Source organism: Fimbriimonadales bacterium, from assembly GCA_035559795.1.
Classification (GTDB): Bacteria; Armatimonadota; Fimbriimonadia; order Fimbriimonadales; family ATM1; genus DATMAR01.
The window spans coordinates 108691-129312 of sequence record DATMAR010000009.1 but is presented as its reverse complement, the minus strand read 5'-3'; the positions used below and the strand labels follow the sequence as shown (position 1 = coordinate 129312).

Genomic DNA, 20622 nt, shown 5'->3' with positions numbered 1-20622 from the left:
GTGATTTGGCGCCATCGCCATGAAACGAACCATCAAGAAGAAAAAACTGCGGGCACCCTGATTTTGGTCGGCGATACATTTCACAATTTTCTCGACGGTTTCGTGATTGCAGCGGCTTTCCTTCATTCGATCCCTTTGGGAATTGCCGCTTCTCTTGCAACGATAGCGCACGAAGTCCCACAAGAAGTAAGCGATTTTGCGTTGTTGTTGCAAAGCGGATACTCTCGTTCACGTGCACTGCTTTTGAATTTCCTCTCCGGCTCGGGCACTTTGGTGGGTGCAATTTTAGGATATTTCTTCTTAGAGCCTTTGAAAAGCGCAATCCCTTTCATTATGATTCTCGCCGGAGCGAGTTTCCTTTACATTGCCACTGCCGACATCGTCCCCACATTGCATCGCTATCGTTCCTTTCTCGATTCGGTCATACAATTCGTTTTACTGCTATTCGGAATATTCACAATCCTTCTCCTTCGCGAAATACAACATTAGCACCATAATGATTCTTCCATGCTCTACGCACTGGCAATCTCTTTCTTGGCATTCGCAATGCGGCTTCTCACCTTCGATGGTGCTGTCGCCGCTACTATCGTGGGGGGGCTGATTTGGGAAGCAGGAAAATGGTCTACCGCAATTCCTCTATTGATGTTCTTTTTTAGCGCCGGTCTTATATCCCGAATCGGAAAAGCCAGAAAAAAAACACTCGGATTAGAAGCCAAACCTCGCAACGCCATCCAAGTTTTTGCAAACGGTGGTCCTTCGTCTATTTGCGCAGCGCTTTTTCTGTGGACGAATGAACCTGTTTTTTTCCCCGCTCTCATCGGGGGAATTGCATCGGCAACAGCAGACACGTGGGCAACGGAAATAGGCGCTGCATTCGGCAAAAAAGTTTTTCGAATCACAACACTCGAAACAGCAGTTCCAGGAAAAAGTGGCGCAGTTTCTACTCATGGAATCATCGCATCTTTTTTCGGTGCCGCCTTCATCGCGAGCACCGCGTCTCTTGTAGGGCGAACAGATTTAATCCCCATTCTCACGACTCTCGGATTCTTCGGCTCGATTCTCGATAGCATTCTCGGAGATTTATTTCAAGATTCTAAAAAAACACGATGGATGACGAATGATATGGTCAACTTTATCTCTGTTTCTGTTATTACGATATGTTCCTACTTCGCTGCACGATGAGCCAATGCATAAAAAATATGGCAATAAATTTTTGCCATCTTCAAAAGATGCTCGATTTTGATTCGCTCGTCGTGTTCGTGTGCAGGTCCATCGCCTTCCCATCCCGCTCCTACACTCACCGTATTCGGAACAGCGCGCGCATAAGTTCCTCCACCCATCACTCCAGGTGCCTTGTCTTCGCCGGTCTCTAATCGCACCACATCGCAAATCGTTTTAACCGGCTCTTTCTCAAGCGGAAAATACAAAGGTGGATTATCGTCGAATGCCACGATTTTCGCTTCTGGAAAGTTCTCGTGTAAAAACCGTTCACATTTTTCTTTGAGTTGCTCTCCACTCCAAGTTACGGGATAACGAACATTGGCAACGATGCGCAAGCGATCTCCTTCGTTCGTTACGATTCCGATATTCGTTGTCAAGTCTTCCGATACTGCGTCCCTTCCGTGAATGCCGAGTCCGACACCAGAAGGATGCGTCAAATAAAGCAAATTCGAATACTCTTTTTGTTGTTCAGGGGGGGCTAATTCCAGTGCGAAGCGCAATAATCGCGTTAATGCACTGTCACCCGAAAAGGGCATGCTCCCGTGGGCAGCCTTGCCTACCGCTTTAGCAATCACACGCGAACCTTCTACCTTCACGCTCACGTTTTTGTCCCAGTAGTCGCTGATCTTCTCCAACGCCTCTTTCATCAACTCTCGCGAAAGTTCCAATTCCATTTCCGCATAATCGGGGACTACATTCGGTCTGCTACCACCGGATAGAGAGATCAACGAAAGAGAACCTTTCGGTTTTGGGATTTCCAATGTGATATTTACGATTCCCTTCTCCGCGTGAATCAAAGGCCAATCCGCATCGGGGGCGAAACCCAATGTCGGCGGTTCTTCTACTTCGAAATATCGCTTTACACACAAAAAGCCACTTTCTTCATCGCATCCGAAGACCATCCTCAAGCGAGCGGGCACATGCGCATTCGTTTCTTTCAGCGCTCTAAGAGCGTAAAATGCCGCCATCGTCGGTCCTTTGTCATCTGCAGCCCCTCTTGCATAGATGTAACCGCCGTCTATTTCCGCACCGAAGGGTTCGTGTTTCCAACCACTGCCCACCGGCACTACATCCAAGTGCCCGATTCCCATCACGACCGGTTTCTCTTCACCCCATTCCGCATGCCCTGCGTACCCTTCTACGTCTCTCGTACGCATGCCCCATTTGTTTCCCAACTCAAGCACGAAATCGAGCGCACGGCGAACGTCTTTCCCGAAAGGTGCATTCGGGGATGCCTCGCCCTCTACACTGGGAATGCGAAGAATGGCTCTCGTGTCTTCGATAAGCTCTTTTTCGTGTTGCTCTAACCACTCTTGCGCGCGTAAAACTTCTGTGGGGCGTTCTATAGAACTCTCTTGAGAAATTGCCATAAATGAAATCTACCCCGAGAGGTATCCTCGAAACGGTTTATGCTCGAAGAAATCCGCGCAACGCTAAAACAGGAAGCGCAAGAAATTTTGAAACTCGCCGAGCGTTTAGACGAGCGCTTCGAAACCGCCGCATGTTGGATACTCGCTTGTAAGGGTCGAATCGTTACGGCAGGTGTGGGAAAAGCGGGAGACATCGCCAAAAAAGCGAGCAGCACTTTCAGCAGCACGGGTACACCGAGTTTTTATTTGCACGCTTCGGACGCTTTGCACGGCGATTTGGGAATGGTTACGAACCAAGACTTAGCCTTGCTTTATAGCAACAGTGGTGAAACGGAAGAGATACTGCTCCTCATTCCTGCGCTTCGTCAAATGGGAGTGAAAAAGATTCTCATAACAGGAAAGCCCGAAAGTACTGCTGCGCAAAATTGTGAACTCGTTTTAGATGTTTCCGTCGAACGTGAAGCATGTCCGCATAATCTCGCTCCCACTACGAGCACCACTGCTATGCTTGCAATTTCTGATGCTCTCGCTCTCGCTGTAATGAACGCAAGAAAATTCACCAAAGACGACTATGCACTCATCCATCCGAGCGGAACATTAGGAAAAAGACTATTACTTCGAGTGCGTGATACGATGCGAAAAGGAGAAGACATCGCGCTCGTTCGTGAAAACCTTCCCTTTTTGGAAGTTCTTCGTGCTATCACACGCGCAGGAGCAGGTGCAGCCATCGTCGTCGATGATGAATTGCACCTTCTCGGGTTAATTACGGATGGCGATGTTCGCCGTCATCTCCAACAATTCGGTGAAAAAGCATTCGAACTCAGCGCAAAGGATATGATGACGAAAAATCCTTTCACGATTGACGCCGATGCTTTAGCAGTAGAAGCAATCGAGCATTTCGAAAATCTGCCTCGCAAAATCGGTGAGATTCCTGTGCTCGAAGAGGGACGCGTCGTCGGAATCGTGATGCTCAAAGATTTAATTCGTTTAGGATTGCGATGAAATACGATGTGATAACAGTAGAATGGATAGTATGAAAATGGTGAATGTATGATATCGTTTGCGCTTTTTCCATTGTTCGCACTCACGAATGGTGGGGCTCTTCAAAACGAACCATGGAGCCTAAAACCACCTTATCGTGAAAATACTGTTTATGTATCCTCTTGGAGAGGCGCATATAAGCAAAAAGAGAGCACTTTCAATATCGAATACACTGCGGAACTTTTGATTCGCTCGACATCTGCAGAAGGCTACCGTGGTGAATTTCTGCAAAAAGATTTCTATTTCAACGATGAACCCGAAGGCTGGGAAGATGCTTTTCGCATCCACTTGGATTCGAGGGGGGCTATCCTCGAAGTCGAAGACGAAGATCCCTATATTTCTGTTAGACGATTGCAACCTGCATTTCTTATCTATCCCGAAAAGCCAATAAAACCTGGTGATACTTGGGAATACACTTCCGAAAAATTGGATTGCCTATACCATTACGAAGCGAAGGACATCGAAAAATTGGACGGCAAAGAAGCTTTGCGAGTGGTTTGTGTTATGAAAGAAAACAAAAAAGATGGCTTCAAAGGCTCGGGAATCCATTGGGTGAATAAAGAAGGAATCGTCTTAAAGTCCGACCTTAAATTCAAAAACTGGCGCTACACATGGGACGGCGAGCCGGTAGAATACGAATTGAAAACGAAATTTATCAAAAGCGTAAATAAACCTAAATAAGGAGGAACCCGTGTACGCATTTTTAGTTTTCGCTCTTTTAGGCCAACAAGAACCCATCGTGCAACCAGAACGCTGGGAAATCAAATTACCCTTCGAAGTAGGAAAAACCTACAATTGGTCGGTAGCGGTAGATACCACGATTCAAGGCTCGGCTTTGACCGCGGAGTTCAAAGCAGTCCTCTCTATGAAGACAAAGGAAGAAGGAGGAGGGTTGAAAGGAACGATGGGTTGGCAGGAGTTATATGTGAATGGAGAACCTGCTGGCGAAGACGCAACAGCAACGAATGCCATTCTGAATTCGCGAGGAATGCTCATTAATGCAGAAAGCGAATTAGGTGAAGACTTTCGAAGAATGGCTTCTGTCCTTTTTCTGATTTATCCGGAAGCACCCATCGCCCCGAAAGACAAATGGTCTTATACTTACGAAGCAAAAAAAGATTCCAAAAATTACAAAATCAAATTCGATTTCGAAGTGATGGGCATAGAGAAAATCAAAGACCAAGACACCTTAAAAATTTTCGCAAAGGCTTCTGAAGAGGGGGATACCCCGATGACTTCCGAAGGCTATTTTTGGGTTTCCAAGGATGGAATCCCTCAGAAAATTTCGATAAATATAAAGAACTGGCCTGTACCGCAAGCAGGACAACCACTCGACGTATCCCTCGTCGCAACTTACATCGCAAAATGATTTTCGGTTCCCTTTTTCCCTGCAAAAGGAAATAATTCCATAGGAACAGGCGTTATGAAATTTCTAACTACGCAGCCTCCTGCATTAAAATAAAACATTGAGCCTCTTTGGAATCGAAACCGAATACGGTCTTTCTGTAGAAGGACACACTGCTGCCGAACAAATGGAAGATTCCTCGGCGTTCGTCTCCTCGTTTCCATTCCATGCATATGAAGGGTGGGATTATTCGAACGAAACTCCACGTAACGACATCCGTGGATTCAGTGTCGAACGCTTGGAAAGCGACCCTTTAGACGCGCAGTGGGATGTGGGCAGACCGCGTTTTCCAGAAAAAGAGTCGCCGAACAATAGAGTTCTCGTAAACGGAGCGCGTTTTTACAACGACCATGGACATCCCGAATACGCGACACCAGAATGTCGGCGCATCGCAGATTTGGTCGCTCACGATTTAGCAGGAGAGCGTCTCGTTCGAGAAACAGCAAAAGCATACGAAAAACGAATCGGGAAAAAGGTGCGTGTCTTCAAAAATAATTCCGATTATCACGGTGCATCGTACGGAACGCATGAAAATTATCTCGTTCCTCGCTCGATTTCTTTCGAGAAACTTCTAAAAGGTCTTTTGCCGTTGCTCATAACGCGGCCGATCCTCGTCGGCGCGGGAAAAGTCGGAAGCGAGGTGGGGCGTCCTTGCAAATATCAAATTAGCCAACGAGCGGAATTCCTTCACGAACTCGCCAATGTAGAAACCCTCTATCGTCGCCCGATTTTCAACACCCGTGACGAGCCTCATGCGGATGCGAAAAAGTGGTTGCGCCTACATGTTATTTGCGGTGATGCCAATCGAATGCCGTGGTCTACTGCGATGAAAGTCGGAATGACTCGCATCGCACTCGAATTGTTGAACATAGGGGAATGCCCGGAATGGCAAATATGTCAACCGACTCGTACTGCAGAGATGCTGAGCAAAGACGAAACTCTGAAATGGCAAGTGGAATTAGAAAATAATTCATGGACGACAGGCCTCGACATTTTGGAATCCTATCTCGCTGCGGGTGAACGCTTCCTTCGAGGTCGCGATGCAGAAACGGACTGGATTTTGAGTGAATGGCGTTTGGCACTGCTCGATTGCAGCACAGACCCGATGCATCTTGCGGATAGAGTCGATTGGGTCGCAAAACTAAAGATGTTTCAGGAATATGCAGCGTCGAATGGTTGGAATCACCACACGATGCAATCCCTCGAACTGGAATATCACGATATAGACCCTTCAGTTAGTTTGTTTTCCACTCTGGAAAAAATGGGGCGAGTGCAGAAAATTCTTGACGAGAATCGAATTCTCGATTCCATGACGACCCCCCCTGGAGATACCAGAGCGTTCTTGCGAGGAGATTTGGTGAAAAAATTTCGAGACAAAATCGCAAGCCTAGGGTGGAAAAACGCAACTCTCCGCATTGGAGACGAAATCCGTACCATCGAACTACCCGTCGAATGGAAGAATGGAGCGAATCTCGTCTCGGCGAACGACATCCAAGAATGGCTCCGCTTTCTCGAATGACAAATTGCAAATGGGCGCGCGAGAACTATTTTTCAATTTTCGAAGAGAACACCACGTCTTGCCCTCATTTATGGAACGTACAATATAGAAACTAACGTCCTAAGTAAGGAGAATGAAACGTATGATATTCCAAGCAGAACGTCGAGAACGAGATTTACCTTTTACCGAGCGCAAGCCTCTCGAAGATCCAAGCATCCCTTCGAAGGATGTCAAAAAGCCAGGAGATGACAACGAACTCCTGCGTCGCATGCGTAAGGTAGATCCCGACCAAGCGAAGCGTTACCGACAGCGAAGCGGTGAATAACCTAATTCCCTTCCGAATCTGTCGTCTTACCGACTGATGTCGGGGGTGAAGAAGCAATACTCTTCGCCTTCTCCTTCGCCGCATTTCCGACCCCTCCACCACTACCCTCTATTCCTTGAGCCATATCGGGAACAGGCGTCAGCGGTCCCGCGCCGGGACTTACAGGCATCCCGCTCGGTGCATTCTTTTGTGTTGCTTCTGCGTTTTCGGTCTGAGGGGAGCAAGAACAAACAAGAATGCACAAGCCGCAAATCGACAGAGTGAAGAATTTCATGGCATTTTTTACCCTTCTTTGAAAGTGTTACTCGTATTTTGCTGCGAAAGTCCTTGATAGTGATACCAGAACTCTTACTTTTGGGCTTTAATAAAACTTAGGACTCGATGATGCGCGAAATCAAGCATAAATCTTTTGCGGAGTTAGTGGGATTCCCGGAGTGCACAAATCGTATTCCTTCAGGAACACAAGACACTCACAGCACGACCGTTTTAGCGCTTCGATTCAAGGAAGGAATCGTAAACTTAGGGGACAGGCGCGCTACGTCGGCGAACTACATCATGTATGACCGTGCCGATAAGATTTTGCCCCTCGACGATTACACACTTGTAGCCGTCGCCGGTTCTTTCGCGCGAAGTGTCGAGGTCGCTCGCTATTTAAGACATGCTTTTAAATATTATGCGCGCATGCATTTGCAAGATTTGAGTTTAGAAGGAAAACTCCAGGAAGTAAGTCGTGCCTTAGTGGCGAATCTCAGCCTCGCCATGGATGGAATCGGGATGTTTTTGCCAGTCGTGAGCGCATACGACCCATCGAAAAACACATTCGCAATCTATTTCTTCGACGCTTTAGGCGCGCGTTTCGAAAATTCGGAGTTCGGATGCGCGGGTTCAGGAGCAGAACGAATACGAGGTGTTTTCGATTTTATCAAAAGGACGAAAGGACCTTTCGAGAAGCGCTCTTTAGAAGACGTATTAACCGATGGATTGGTTATGCTCGACATCGCTTCGCAATTGGACAGCGCGACAGGTGGTTTGGAAAGAGTCCCCCCCGTAGCAAAAATATTGACTTCGGACGGAATACAAAATATTCCCGAATCCGATTTGATAAAAGCGATTCGTTCTTTAGAATCCTCGACTAAAAAATGAGAGTGAAATAACATGATAAGCCCGTATCTTTGGCAAGAAAACATCATACAACGCGCGCAATACATCGAAAATCGTTTGCGCATCGGTTCGCCCGTGATTGGCCTTTCCATCGAAGAAGGTTTGTTGTTATATTCCTATCGAGGTCATGTTCGAAAAGTGTACGAAATTTACGACAAACTCATGTTTTCAGCGCTCGGTGCGCAAGCGGATGTGGAAGCACTTCGCATCACAGCAGTCGACTTTGCTCATCAAGAAGGGTATGCACGAAGCGAAACCGATGTAACGATCGGAAGACTCGTCGGGTTTGCATTGAGCAGTCCTCTAAAAAGGGCGTTTGGTGATATGACGACGGCGCCTTTCGTGATTAATGCGCTATTTGCAGAATTGAATGAATCCCCTGCAGAAGATTTGTTTTTTACTCTTCGTTATGATGGAGATTTCGAGACAGCGAGAAGTTTCTCCGTTGTAGCGGGAACGCGTGAGGCAGAAGAGCGCGCGATGCGATTCTTGCAACCGAATCATCGTCCGAATCTCTCTTTGAAAGAAGCGGTGAAATTAGCGGACTCTGCTTGGAGAATCGCTGCGGATGTAGACTTGAGCGGGGAGCCCGAACCGGAACTTTTAAGGGGGACAAGACCAGAGGCTGGATTTTTAGTGCGTCATACCCCGCGCGAAAGGAAGTTTCTCATTCTTCCCAATGTGGGTGAACTCTTGCAGGATTAGGAATTCTTTAATTTCATCCCGTATATTTGCTGTGTATCCAATGTTTTCTTGGCATGATCTTTGCTGAGAAAAAGGCATGCGCGAAAGTCGAATTGTTTTGGCATTCGTCATTGCCGTTATCCTGGTATCGGTAACAGCCGTCATTGCGGCTTTTCAAATTCATGGTCGCATAGACGACGGAGCAAAACAAAACATAGACCGCACGCAACTCATAGATGAAGACGAACTCGGAATAGAAATCGAAAATCAGGATTACCAGGCTCGAATTTAAACCTGGGTTCACAAACAGAAAGGCAGGCAACCTATACCGAGAGGCTCTAAAATGTGCACATCCATTGCGGAAAGGATGCGGCAAGAACCCCTGTTTCCAGTTTTACAAAGTTTCTACATTATTTCCAGCAAGAAATACCGTTCCTAATCAAGCGTCGAAGTACAAATAGAACTCGTAGGGATGCGGGCGCAAGTCTATCGCTTCGACTTCATTTTTCATTTTGTAATTGATGTACGTTTCTATCGCATCTTTCGAGAACACATCCCCTTTTAGCAACCAGTTATGGTCGGCTTTGAGTGCTTCCAAAACTGCTCTCAAAGAACCGGGAGTTTGCGGGATATTCGCTTTTTCTTCTGGAGGGAGTTCGTACAAGTCCTTATCAATGGGAGCAGGAGGCTCGGTGCGATTTTCGATGCCGTCCAAACCCGCCATCAAAATCCCGGCAAAAGCGAGATATGGATTGCACGTGGGGTCAGGTGCTCGGAATTCGATGCGTTTCGCGCTTTTCGTTTTGCTGTACATCGGAACGCGAATGCATGCAGAACGATTCCGCTGGCTGTACACCAAGTTAATCGGCGCTTCGTATCCAGGTACTAACCGCCGATAGCTATTCGTGGTCGGGCTCGTGAACGCAAGCAATGCTGCTGCGTGCTTGAGCAAACCACCGATGAAAAACCGAGCCGTATCGCTGAGACCTGCGTAACCCTTTTCGTCGTACATAAGCGTCTCGCCGTTCTTCCAAAGGCTGATGTGAACATGCATTCCGCTTCCGTTATCTCCGAAGATAGGTTTAGGCATAAAGGTTGCGGTCAGTCCATACTCCATCGCAGTGTTTCGAACGATGTACTTGTACATTTGCAACTTATCTGCCATTCGCACCAACTTGTCATAGCGAATGTCTATTTCACATTGACCCGCTCCTGCGACTTCATGATGGTGAACTTCTACTGGCACACCTGCATCAATGAGTTTCTGTGCCATATCGGAGCGCACGTCCTGAAGTCGGTCACTCGGTGGACACGGGAAATATCCTCCTTTGGGTCGCAATTTATAACCGAGGTTCGGAGCTTCTTCAGCGTTGGTGTTCCAATACGCTTCAAGGCTATCAACCCGGAAGCCAGCGTTGTTCGCTTCGTTATAGAAACGGACGTCATTGAAAAGAAAGAACTCCGCTTCTGGTCCGAAATAAGCAACGTCAGCAACTCCGGTCTGTCGCAGGTATTGCTCCGCTTTGACAGCGATGTAGCGTGGGTCACGACTGTAGGGTTCCCGAGTGATTGGGTCTTCGATGTTGCAAATCACGACAGCAGTAGGGACATCGGTGAAGGGGTCCAAGAATAGTGTCGCAGGGTCGGGAACGAGGAGCATGTCGGATTCATGAATCGCTTGAAAACCCCGAATGCTCGAACCATCGAACCCGATTCCTTCTTCGAAAATAGACTCGTTCACTTCCCCAACAGGTGCAGTGAAATGCTGCCATGTCCCAGGGAGATCTGTGAAGCGAAAATCTACCATTTTCGCTTCATGTTCTTGAATGAACTTGATAGCCTCTTTAGGAGTCATCGCGGTTTCCTCCTTACGAGTTGTTTGCACGAATGCTGCCATTGTATGTTTCCTCCTTACGTATTGCTGCAGAAGTCAGTTCGATGGAAAAGCCTTTTTATCCTTCCGCTCTCGGAGCAAAAAAGAATACGAACGCGGTGAAAACCACGCTCGTATAACAAACCGAGCACCTGGGATAGTTTCCTCGATGGCAAACACTTCGCTATTCCCTCTCGGAAAAAGAAAAAGAGCGCCGTGAAAGCGACGCTCTTTTTAAAAAAATGAGCACCCGGACGGCTTCTCCGAACCACGGGATTATATGTTACCCACTCGATGTTTCGAGAATGCAAGAGCTACTGCTAAAATAATTGTTAAATTTTTTTAATTACCGTTTTTATTTTTTTTAAAATTCTTCTTCTACCGTGCTTCTTTTCCACCGTCTCCATCGTCTCTTTTTCTGCCCCGAATTTCTTCACGCTGCTTCGCTATCTTTTTTTGCATTTCGGGTGGGAGGTTCTCGAAAGTTCCGAACGCGTGGGCAGGATTGCTGTAGCCACAACCGAAGAAAACCTGGACTTTTCTCTCCGGAAGAAGTTTTAGTTCGAAATTCCACATTTCCAATGTAGCGGGCTTTATCCGGTCCTTTTCCAGCGTAAAGAACTCGTCCATGCCCATACCCCCTTCAGAGGAAGTCCATTCTTCGAAATCCGCAAACATTTTCGTGGGAATTACCAAAGGAAATTCCATTCCTCCGAGAACAGTAAACTTCAACAAGGTTGCCAATCCTTGTCGCTGTTTCACGGTGAGAACGATCTCCGTCCCGGGAGGAACACCGTCAGGAAGAATTTGCGTCACTTCCGTGTCGGTCATATTCATATCGAAAGTAATAGCCCCCACGTCTCTTTGCAATTCTTTGCTGGCTTCATCGAAGTCTTCTTCGAAGAACATTTGTGCAAAATCTGGTCCGTTATCGATACTTCCTTTCCGATAGATGTACTCCGATAAATGATTTTTTGCGATAGGATTCAAATCGGTAAACAACAGCATCCCCCCCTCTATCAAACGCTTTTTCTGAACAGGGCTAAGATTCGCCCACATTCTTAAAAAACCCAAACCTTCACTGTCACCCATTTCCCAAAACCAAGGACCTGCGGTAAACATCAATACTGGTGAAGTCACTTGGCGATCGGTTATGCTGGATGCAAGCCATGCCATTTGTTCGAAATTCAATCCACATTGTGTAAAATAAGCATCCCTTATAGAAAATAATATATTGCGTGGAACGGAAAACGCTCGTGCTAATGCCCACTCACGATTTCGAATCGTAACCCAACCGTTTTCGAATTTCCATTCGCAGTCTGTAGATTTCCCATAAGCATCGAAAAGTTTTCGCGCAGTTTTAATATCGTTACCTACTGGAAGCGGGACTTCCATATAAGAATCATATGCGTCTGCAATGAGCGCAACATCGGATTGGGAAGCCGCTTCATTCAAGAAAAATCCAACGGGAGATAACGGGTCTACGGTCGAGCCAGGCTTGAGAAAATTTGCAATATCTGCGCTGGGAACGGGAACCGGGAAAGGAAAGTTCGCGTTGCCTCGTGCTTTTTCGAACCGTTCCGAATCTAAAGGTTTATCGAGTTGGTCTTGTATCGACGTCTGATTTTCTTCTTTCTTCAGAACTTCTTTGTTTTCGGTGTTTTGAGGTTTATCATCCGATACTTCGTAATCGAGGAAAGGAATTTTCGAGGTGACTTTATCGCTATTGGCAACAGTCCGAGTCTCCTCTAATAGGATGTCTCCATTAATCCCTAAAATTTTTACTTCTGTATTCATTAGACCATTTTCTCTTCCCAATTCAGGAGCATTTAAAACCACGCGAACCGCTGCAACGTCTTTCATTTCGAAAACTTTGACCCCCCATGGTGCCTCGACAATAACATCCTCATCTCCTCTTGCTTGCGCTTTTCGCTGTTCGATGTATTTTTGTTGTTCTGCCAGTTCTATTTTCTGCAATTCGATGATTTCATTGAGAACACTTGCAACGACGTTTTGAGCAGAAGGAGGATAAGCATATTGCGCGCGTGTGGGGCGAGTGGAAAAAACCAATCTGTGCCTTCTTTCTAATTCCAAAAGTTGCTGTGGTGATAAAGACACGATAAGGCTATAAACCAAACGATTGTAAGGATTGATTCGCTCTTCGAGTGCCCTTTGTTCTTCATAAAGAGGTCGCAGAATCGCCCATCGGCTTCGAAACGCTTCCGGAGATTCCTCTCCCTCTGGTGCCTGGTTTTCTATTTCGTCGATTTTCTTTCGAATTTCTTCGAGTTTTTTCTCGATTTCTTCTTTGTTCGTCTTCGATATTCTCTCCAATTCTTTTTTTGCCTGCTCTTGATAAGTTTTCATCCGTTTCAAGAGGCTTTCGTCGAGGAGTCGTTTTTCTTCCGCTTCTGAAGAGGGAAATTGCACTAAGCGATACCCACGCGCGGTTTTTTCCCACTCCCACCCGAAATGGGAAGCCAGACGATGGAGGACTTCCTTCGCAGGACGTTCTTTCGCATAAAGAATCACGAGTTCATCGCGAAGTTTCGGGCTTATTTCAATGGAAATCCCGAGTTGCTTGGTCAATTCTCCGGCAACTACAGCTATTTGCGCTACATCCGCCCGAATGGTTACTGGCTTATCGAGGAGGTCAGCAACTGGTTCTTGAAGAAGAACCGTACCTACGAGAAAGGTCAAGAGCATAGTTCTTTTATTGTACGATAGAAAGTACTAAGACGAGTTACTTTTTTATACATTTCGACCCAGAAGGGATAATCTTTTCGCCACGAAAAACGTATAATTTCCCGTTGGGACACACCGAACAGAAACGAATGGAGACCCGTGAACAAACTCTTACCTTAGCGAAGACAATGCTGGAAGAAGGAGACCCTAACGGCGCGTTGGGGGTCTTGGAGGAATACTTGCGCCTTTATGACGGGGACTCCGAGGCGCATGCCCTTGCAGGTGTGGCTTATGGGCAGTTAGGGATTTATTACCTGGCGGCAAGACATCTCGGTCATTCACTCGCTGTAAACGACAACCAAAACAATGTTCGCCTTATGCTTTTGCGTGCGCTGATTGAAATGCGAAGATGGGACGACGCGCTTCCGGTCGCCGAGCGTTTGAAAAGGGATAACCCGAACAGTTCGATGATTGCCACGCTTTACGAATCGGTTATAGAAAACGCACAATTGCCGGAGACGGGATGGTCTCGTACGAAGACGCGTTTGGATGCGACGATTACCTTCGCTCGGGATAATAATGTTTTTGAGGATGAGGGTTGAGAAATTGGCGCGGACGGCAGGACTCGAACCCGCAACCCTCAGATCCGAAGTCTGATGCTCTATCCATTGAGCTACGTCCGCACAAAATTGATTCTACCTTGGCGGAAACCCTACAACTTGTTTAAACATTGATATCATTAGATAGTGCCTCGACAACATCGTCACGGACCTAGGCCTTACTTCGGCGTACGCTTTAGTCGCCGCGGCTGCCGTCCTTATGCTGGTTTTGGTTGCTGGACGTTCGCATTGCTTATTGGTTCGTGTGTTGCAGTCGCGGTATGGCTTCGGGGGGTTTGAGTAAACTTGGATATGTCGGGGCGTGGCGCAGCCTGGATAGCGCGCTTGCATGGGGTGCAAGAGGTCGCTGGTTCGAATCCAGTCGCCCCGACCAGATTTAAATAATAGGGATTTTTCGGTGGTTCGTTCCCTTGCCCTCTTGCAGAATTGAATTCCTACTATAGGCATCCCTTGAGGGCGAGGGATCGGATGACCTTAGCCACGGATAAAAGATTATGGTGTTGGCGCGCTAGCGCTTTACTTCGCGATGTTTTTCTAAAATTTATAATCCAAGTATTTTCTTCAATGCGACTGCGTTGTTGTGCGTTTCGTCTTTGGCGGAGTAAAGAAAAGTCACGACTTTTTCTTTTTTGATGATCTTTTTCAGTTTGTTCACAATTTCCTTTTTAACCTCGAGTTCTTCTTTGTATCTCTTTTGAAACTCAGTCCATTTCGACTTATTTTTGTGATACCACTTTCGCAGTTCGTCGCTCGGGGCGATTTCTTTTAGCCATAAATCGACTTTCGCTTTCTCTTTAGATAAACCCCTTGGCCAAAGTCTATCTACTAAAATTCGAAAACCATCACTTTTCTCTGCTTCCTCATATACTCTTTTGAGTTTTATTTCGTATCGCACATTTTTATTTTATTCGAAATCGAAAGTCGTTCCTAAACGTGAAGTGAGAGAACCAATCTCGCGAAGGAGAAATGCGAGAGGCTTAGTAATGGCACTCAAAACGAAAAAAAAATCTGCATGCTTTCGCATGCAGACTAAAAGTAATTCTAAAAGTTACCTACGATTTCGTTTTCGCAATCCGAGCAATGCGATGCCTGCAAAAAGAGCAGTCATCGTCGCTGGCTCAGGTACTGCAAAGCCTTGACCGGTTTCCCCGGAAAAAGCGGCTCGAATTCTGTAATCGAGTTCGCTTTTCGTGGGGTCGTACAGAGCAGGAATCCAGCCGGGAGGGGCGTCGATAAAATCGAGGTGACCTCTCATCACGCCCGATTGACCGATTAGCCCGAAATGTTCTGCGACCAATCCGCCGGCTATGGTGCCGACACCTTCGAGGACATAGGAAGGTAACCCCGAATAGCCGTAAAGCGACACCAATTCCAAATCGAGTGCCCACAGAACACCAACCAATCCCAACGCAGGGATCGCCCCTACAATGAATAGATCAGGTCCTGCTGGGTCTACTCCCGTTCCAGTAAGACTAACATCGATTGTTCCGCCAGGTCCAACATAAGGGGCGTCCTGTCCAGTGAACATGACACCCATTGCGAAGTCCCCACCGAATGCTCCCGCGAGATTGAACACGGGAAATACAGGCGGAGCGGGCCAAAATGGCCAGTAAGCGGTTACTTCGGTGTCTGTCTCGGAAAAGGTGTAAAAGAGTGTGTCTGGTGCAGGTCCTCCTGCACTCCACTCAAACGATCCATCTCCGTTGAACGCCCCGAAGTTGAAGTCATGACCGGTAATCGTAGGAAACAAAGGAAATGCCCAAGCCGAGGATAGCGATGCTAACCCCAGGATGAGGGGTAAGGTTCGTTTCATATGAATCTCCTTTCCCACCCTTTCAGGGCAGTGTTTACAGTATACCACACCTCTGAAAAAAACCTGTACGATAAATGATTCGACATGAATTTTTATAGGAATTTTCAAATCCTCGCAGTATTACTTATGCTTTATAGTGGGATTCACCCCGCTATTGCCCAAACGAACGACACTAAAGAACAGCAAAGTCCGAAAGGAGACGGAGTCATCCTCGAAAAAGCGATTCGTGCCGAGAAACAGGGGCGAATCGAAGAAGCAATTCGGTTGTATCAACAGCATTTAGGGAAACAACCAAGAGACTTCGTAGCGAACACGAACCTCGGTTACCTTTTTTTAAAAAAAGGGCGACCTCTCGATGCAATTCCGCGTTTCAAAGCGGCTATTGCTGCTTCACCGGGAAGACCAGAACCCGTTTTCGGGTTAGCGAATGCTTGTTTAAGTTTGGATCAGCCTAAGGATGCTCTCGAAGTTTTGAAAGCGAACGAAAAAGCCTGCGCATCATTGCCCCCTTATTGGGTGATGCGCGCCGGCTTGGAGGCGAGATTAGAGTCGAAAAACGAGGCTTTGAATTCTTTATCCATGCTGAGGCTCGAAAATATAAAAGACAAAAATGTCCTGATAGAGGCAGGGAGAATTTATGCAGCACTGGGAGAGACAAAACATGCCGAATCATTGTTCCGAAAGGCATACGAAACGGCGAATTCGGATGATGTAGCAATCTCTTTTGCTTCTTTTTTACATTCGATTGGAAAAAAGGAAGAGGCTTCTGAAATTTTCGAAAATTCCATTCGCGCTCATCCGACGAATGCCAACTTATATTCTGCATATGCCGAAATCATTCGCTCGACATCTCGAGAACGCGCATTAGAGATAACAGAAAGAGGAATCGCGCGCAATGCAAAACCTGAAGAGAACCTTCTCACGGCGAAAGCACAAATCTTATTCGAGATGAATCGTGATGAGGATGCTTTGAAAATTCTCGATGCAGCGCTTGCAAAAAATCCGAAGTATGCACCGGCTCGGATTTTACGCGCGAATATTCGTTTTTCACGAAGAGAATACGATTTATCTGCAAAAGACGCATCGGAAACGATAGCGTTAGAGCCGAAAAATTCCCAAATGCGTCGTTTGCTTTACGATTCTTATCTTTTAGCGGGAAGACGCGAAGAAGCGCGAGAGGCAGTTCGCGATTGGTTAAAAAAATCACCGACCGACACGACGGCGATGAGACTTTACGCGCAGATGCTTCTCGATGAAGGAAAGGCAGAAGACGCTCGCAAAATTTTGGAATCAGCGCTGCTTCGAAATCCGAACGATGCCGAAGTTTTAGAAATCTACGCCCGTGCTGCGATGCTCACAGGGAAAACAGCATCGGCGATACTTCTCATCGAAAAAGCCATCGAAAAAGGAATTAAAACATCGGAACTCCTTTTGCGTTTAGGGCTTTGCTATCGACAAATTAACGAAATCGCGAAGGCAATTCAGGTTCTCGATATGGCGCAAAAGGAATTTCCCGAAGAAACACGCAGTTGGATGATCGAAGCCTCTATTCACGAACAAGCATTGCGTTTCGATGCTGCGTTAGACGTGTATCGTGATTTTGCCTCGCACCACCCCAAGAATCCCTACGCGCTCGACGGGATTGCACGAATGTTGGATCGTTTGAATCGTCCTATCGAAGCAGCGGAAGCATGGCTTCGATTTTCGGAAGTTTCTCCGGAAGGGGTAACTCCCTATCTCTATGCGGCTCGAAGTTTCGCGAAGGGGGGGCAATCGGAAGGAGCAGAAGAGGTATGGAGAAAGGCATACGAAAAGCGGCCTAACGATTTGACGCTCATGACGGCTCATGGTCAGTTTCTCATGGAACAGAAACGTTATTCGGATGCGGAGAAAGTGTATTTGCGCATGATTGAAATCGATTCTACGAAATCGGGACCCTATTTGGCAGGAGCGGAGGCGTTGGAAGCGCAAGAAAAGCACGACGACGCTTTCGAGTTATTGAAAAAAGGTTTGGAAAAACACTATCACGAGAACGCATATCTCAAAGCGTTCGAAACGACCGCATCGAAGGCTGGACGTCAGGATGAATACGATTCGCTTTTAGAAAAGTTGTTAGAGGAAGGCAAAACCTCTAATGCAAGCGTGTTGGCGCTCGTCAATGCGATGGCGAGAAAGGGTCAGTTGCCGGCAATCATAGAACGATTCGAGAAGATTTTAGAAACGGAAAAAACGAACGCAGCGCTTTGGTTGGGGCTTTCCCGCGCGCAGGCGTTATTAGGCAGAGGGGGGGATGCTTTGGAAAGCATCGAGAAAGCTGCAGAATGTGCGCCGGATAACCTCGAGATTATTCGCCTGTTCGCTTCTGCGGCAGAAGTTCATGGGGACGCGAGTCGTTCTGCGAAGGCTTATGGAATGCTCTCGAAACTGCTTCCGGATAACGTGGGATATATTTTGAAACATGCGGCATATTTAATAGAAGTGGGGAGAAAGGAAGAGGCAAAGAAGATATTGATGGATGCCTCGAAGCGATTTCCCGGAAATAGCGAAGTTAAAGAATTGTTTAAGAAAGTGAATAAATAGCCAATATTGGATATAAAATTTCCCTAATCGTTTTTTTGCAGTTTCAGGAAAATAATTTATCCTTTACTTTCTTGATGATATGCTGAGCACACCATCACGCATGGAAAACCCCCTCCGTAAGGTTCCCCCTGCGTTTCAGGGGGAACCGTTTTTTATCAATTTACGAACACAACTCACTTCGTGATCGAAAATATCGCTCCATCGTCCTTGATCGGTTTTACACGCCTGTCGAATACACCATTGTCGTCCTTTCCGTTCGGACCTACGCTATAAATCAAAAGCGAATTCTTCGTCGTGCGATAGAGAAAATCACGGTTGCTAAACGGGTCTTTCGAAGAAACCTTAGCGAAATCGGATGCTTGCGATAGTTCAGGCCATTTATCATTACGAGCATAAAGAATGGAAGCGGCGACTCCTATCTTCGTCGTTCGTTCATAGGCTTCCGCTAAGAGAACTCTTTCATGGTAGCTTTCTACGACTGGAGCGAGAAGTCGGCTAAACGCGTACTCCACTTCTAGATTCTTCTCGAATTCATGCACAATAGAGACGATTTTCTCATGGTTATCCCATTGTTCGGCGCTACGGACAAAGAGCTCCACGATATGAAATTCATTATCATTTAGCGATTTTAACTGTATTTCTCCTAAGAAACCCTTCAGATCGTTTTCGGTCATTTTTCCACTTTTCAAATCATCTATAGGTTGCCTTGCGCAGGCTATTTCGTAGCCTAATGCTTTTTTGTAATCTTTCTGCTCTATAGAATTTACGGATTTATAAATCTCCGTCAGCGCTTCTGGGTCATCGAGAAATTCTTTGCAGAGTTTGGCAACAGCACGCGACCACATTTCGCGACGTGCGATAAGAGATAAACCTCCGATCATGGCATCTTCAGGTCCGCCTTGATTTATCGTTTCCGTCGCTAAATGGAAATGCGACAATGCTTTATCTCGTTTCTTCGTTGTCGCATAATAAAGCGCATTCGCTAAGAGGACATTCAAGGCATTCTTCATATTCACGTACTCTGGGAAAAGAATCGAATAGTTTTTTCGCCAATCCCGCCGAGGAGCAAAGTCTTTCCTTTGTGCTGCAGCGATGCATAGTCGTAAGTATTCAGAATTTCTTTCCATTACAGTAAGCATTTGCTGATTCGTAGCAGAACCTTTTAAGTAATCGTCTACTACTTTGAATAAATCAGTCGTAGTTTTCTGTTGTGACAATTCTCTATAAAGGATCGAACTATCCTCTTTCGATATCTTGTTCGCAGCCAAGGCTTCCTCGACACTCGTTATCAACTCCTGCTGTTTTGCACGGTTAAGAAGGGCACCAATATCATATTCTTTCTTCACCGCACGTTCTTTCTCCACGCCACAGCCAGAAACAACAAACACCGACACGATGAATAAGCAAACCTTTCTCTTCATGCTGTATTTTTTACCCGTATTTTAATATCGGAAATGCCACTCCTCTCTTTACTGAATTCGATTCGCGTGGATTTTTTGTCGCTCCAAAGCCTGCTTTTGCAGAGAAGTCTCTTTAAGCCACTTTCCAAATGCGCATCACTTGGCGCAATAAAGCCTCTGCCTCCGCAAGTGGCCATTGTGTTTCTTTATCGCTTAAAGCATTAGGGGGGTCAGGATGGATTTCCATGAACAATGCATCTATGCCTACCGCAACTGCGGCTTTCGCCAAATAAGGAATCGCTTCACGATTCCCCCCACTCGCCGTTCCAGCCCCCCCCGGTCTTTGTACGCTGTGTGTTGCATCGAAACAAACAGGATAGCCATAAGAACGCATAATCGGCAAGCCCGTCATGTCCACCACGAGTGTGTTGTAACCGAACGATGTCCCTCTTTCCGTAAGCATGATGCCACTCGCTCCGAAAGAGTCCAACTTTTCGATAATATTTTTCGTATCCCAGGGAGCGAGAAATTGTCCTTTTTTGACGTTGACCGGTTTTCCCGTTTTGGCACACGCTTCCAGCAAATCCGTTTGACGACAAAGAAATGCCGGAATTTGCAACAAATCCACGACCTCGGCAACAGGGGGGGCTTGCTCCGGCAAATGCACATCCGTCGTAATCGGAACGCGAAACTCCCTTCGAATCCTTTGTAGAATGTTCAATCCTGCCTCCAAACCGTAACCCCTTTCGCTTTTTACGCTGCTTCGATTCGCTTTATCGAAACTCGCTTTGAAAATATACTGTACGGATAAAACGGAACAAATGCGTGTCAATTCCTCCGCAACGGTCTTGCAAACTTCATAGGACTCTGCCAAACAAGGACCTGCGATGAGGGTGGGATGACCATTGCCGATTCGCAATGCACCGACCGAAAGAACATGCATTTT

Annotated in this window: 20 protein-coding genes and 2 tRNA genes; 13 read left to right on the top strand and 9 right to left on the bottom strand. The window is 46.6% G+C overall.

What is annotated here, in order from left to right; genetic code table 11:
• Positions 1 to 489, top strand: coding sequence for a ZIP family metal transporter (locus tag VNK96_06145; GenBank protein HWP31285.1), 489 nt, complete (start codon positions 1 to 3; stop codon positions 487 to 489).
• An 18-nt stretch (positions 490 to 507) separates the two neighbouring features.
• Positions 508 to 1182: a DUF92 domain-containing protein gene (locus VNK96_06140; GenBank protein ID HWP31284.1), complete on the top strand. Its 675-nt coding sequence runs from the start codon at positions 508 to 510 to the stop codon at positions 1180 to 1182.
• Here the strand turns inward: VNK96_06140 and VNK96_06135 are convergent.
• Complete coding sequence (locus VNK96_06135; GenBank protein HWP31283.1) at positions 1164 to 2591, bottom strand: Sapep family Mn(2+)-dependent dipeptidase; 1428 nt, start codon at positions 2589 to 2591, stop codon at positions 1164 to 1166. The genes VNK96_06140 and VNK96_06135 overlap by 19 nt on opposite strands.
• A gap of 39 nt (positions 2592 to 2630) precedes the next feature.
• On the opposite strand from VNK96_06135, the gene VNK96_06130 reads away from it, so the two are divergent.
• The 5 genes from VNK96_06130 (at position 2631) to VNK96_06110 (ending at position 6860) form a co-directional block, all read left to right on the top strand.
• Positions 2631 to 3593 carry a KpsF/GutQ family sugar-phosphate isomerase gene (locus VNK96_06130; protein ID HWP31282.1) on the top strand — a complete coding sequence of 321 codons (963 nt, stop codon included), beginning with the start codon at positions 2631 to 2633 and terminating at the stop codon, positions 3591 to 3593.
• A gap of 48 nt (positions 3594 to 3641) precedes the next feature.
• Positions 3642 to 4313, top strand: a complete 672-nt coding sequence (locus VNK96_06125; protein HWP31281.1) for a hypothetical protein — start codon at positions 3642 to 3644, stop codon at positions 4311 to 4313.
• Between the two features lie 10 nt (positions 4314 to 4323).
• Positions 4324 to 5001: a hypothetical protein gene (locus VNK96_06120; GenBank protein HWP31280.1), complete on the top strand. Its 678-nt coding sequence runs from the start codon at positions 4324 to 4326 to the stop codon at positions 4999 to 5001.
• Between the two features lie 97 nt (positions 5002 to 5098).
• Positions 5099 to 6556 (top strand): proteasome accessory factor PafA2 family protein, encoded by a 1458-nt coding sequence (locus VNK96_06115; protein HWP31279.1) that lies wholly within the window; start codon positions 5099 to 5101, stop codon positions 6554 to 6556.
• A gap of 112 nt (positions 6557 to 6668) precedes the next feature.
• Complete coding sequence (locus tag VNK96_06110) at positions 6669 to 6860, top strand: ubiquitin-like protein UBact (protein ID HWP31278.1); 192 nt, start codon at positions 6669 to 6671, stop codon at positions 6858 to 6860.
• 1 nt (position 6861) lies between these two features.
• On the opposite strand, the gene VNK96_06105 is transcribed toward VNK96_06110, so the two are convergent.
• The gene (locus VNK96_06105) at positions 6862 to 7134 is read right to left on the bottom strand and encodes a hypothetical protein (protein ID HWP31277.1); all 273 of its coding nucleotides are present in this window, start codon (positions 7132 to 7134) and stop codon (positions 6862 to 6864) included.
• A gap of 107 nt (positions 7135 to 7241) precedes the next feature.
• Here VNK96_06105 and VNK96_06100 point away from each other — a divergent pair, with 107 nt between their 5' ends.
• The 3 genes from VNK96_06100 to VNK96_06090 all read left to right on the top strand — a co-directional run bounded on the left by VNK96_06100 (position 7242) and on the right by VNK96_06090 (position 8997).
• Positions 7242 to 8003 (top strand): hypothetical protein, encoded by a 762-nt coding sequence (locus VNK96_06100; GenBank protein ID HWP31276.1) that lies wholly within the window; start codon positions 7242 to 7244, stop codon positions 8001 to 8003.
• Positions 8004 to 8015: 12 nt separating this feature from the next.
• Positions 8016 to 8726 carry a hypothetical protein gene (locus tag VNK96_06095; GenBank protein HWP31275.1) on the top strand — a complete coding sequence of 237 codons (711 nt, stop codon included), beginning with the start codon at positions 8016 to 8018 and terminating at the stop codon, positions 8724 to 8726.
• A gap of 76 nt (positions 8727 to 8802) precedes the next feature.
• Positions 8803 to 8997 carry a hypothetical protein gene (locus tag VNK96_06090; GenBank protein ID HWP31274.1) on the top strand — a complete coding sequence of 65 codons (195 nt, stop codon included), beginning with the start codon at positions 8803 to 8805 and terminating at the stop codon, positions 8995 to 8997.
• Positions 8998 to 9144: 147 nt separating this feature from the next.
• On the opposite strand, the gene glnA is transcribed toward VNK96_06090, so the two are convergent.
• Both glnA and VNK96_06080 read right to left on the bottom strand, forming a co-directional pair.
• On the bottom strand, positions 9145 to 10602 hold the full coding sequence (glnA, locus tag VNK96_06085; protein ID HWP31273.1) for a type I glutamate--ammonia ligase: 1458 nt from the start codon (positions 10600 to 10602) through the stop codon (positions 9145 to 9147).
• Between the two features lie 354 nt (positions 10603 to 10956).
• Complete coding sequence (locus VNK96_06080) at positions 10957 to 13284, bottom strand: hypothetical protein (GenBank protein ID HWP31272.1); 2328 nt, start codon at positions 13282 to 13284, stop codon at positions 10957 to 10959.
• 128 nt (positions 13285 to 13412) lie between these two features.
• Here VNK96_06080 and VNK96_06075 point away from each other — a divergent pair, with 128 nt between their 5' ends.
• Entirely contained in the window at positions 13413 to 13865 is a 453-nt protein-coding gene (locus VNK96_06075; GenBank protein ID HWP31271.1) for a hypothetical protein, read from the top strand.
• A 5-nt stretch (positions 13866 to 13870) separates the two neighbouring features.
• Here the strand turns inward: VNK96_06075 and VNK96_06070 are convergent.
• Positions 13871 to 13946, bottom strand: a tRNA-Arg gene (locus tag VNK96_06070).
• A 232-nt stretch (positions 13947 to 14178) separates the two neighbouring features.
• Between VNK96_06070 and VNK96_06065 the strand changes: the two genes are divergently transcribed.
• A tRNA-Pro gene (locus tag VNK96_06065) sits at positions 14179 to 14256 on the top strand.
• A gap of 168 nt (positions 14257 to 14424) precedes the next feature.
• On the opposite strand, the gene VNK96_06060 is transcribed toward VNK96_06065, so the two are convergent.
• Positions 14425 to 14778 carry a DUF488 family protein gene (locus VNK96_06060; protein ID HWP31270.1) on the bottom strand — a complete coding sequence of 118 codons (354 nt, stop codon included), beginning with the start codon at positions 14776 to 14778 and terminating at the stop codon, positions 14425 to 14427.
• Between the two features lie 153 nt (positions 14779 to 14931).
• Positions 14932 to 15696: a PEP-CTERM sorting domain-containing protein gene (locus tag VNK96_06055; GenBank protein ID HWP31269.1), complete on the bottom strand. Its 765-nt coding sequence runs from the start codon at positions 15694 to 15696 to the stop codon at positions 14932 to 14934.
• A gap of 84 nt (positions 15697 to 15780) precedes the next feature.
• Here VNK96_06055 and VNK96_06050 point away from each other — a divergent pair, with 84 nt between their 5' ends.
• Entirely contained in the window at positions 15781 to 18276 is a 2496-nt protein-coding gene (locus VNK96_06050; GenBank protein ID HWP31268.1) for a tetratricopeptide repeat protein, read from the top strand.
• 173 nt (positions 18277 to 18449) lie between these two features.
• On the opposite strand, the gene VNK96_06045 is transcribed toward VNK96_06050, so the two are convergent.
• Together VNK96_06045 and kdsA are read right to left on the bottom strand one after the other, a co-directional pair.
• Positions 18450 to 19697, bottom strand: a complete 1248-nt coding sequence (locus VNK96_06045) for a hypothetical protein (protein HWP31267.1) — start codon at positions 19695 to 19697, stop codon at positions 18450 to 18452.
• Positions 19698 to 19809: 112 nt separating this feature from the next.
• On the bottom strand, positions 19810 to 20619 hold the full coding sequence (gene kdsA / locus VNK96_06040) for a 3-deoxy-8-phosphooctulonate synthase (protein ID HWP31266.1): 810 nt from the start codon (positions 20617 to 20619) through the stop codon (positions 19810 to 19812).
• Positions 20620 to 20622 lie beyond the last annotated feature (3 nt).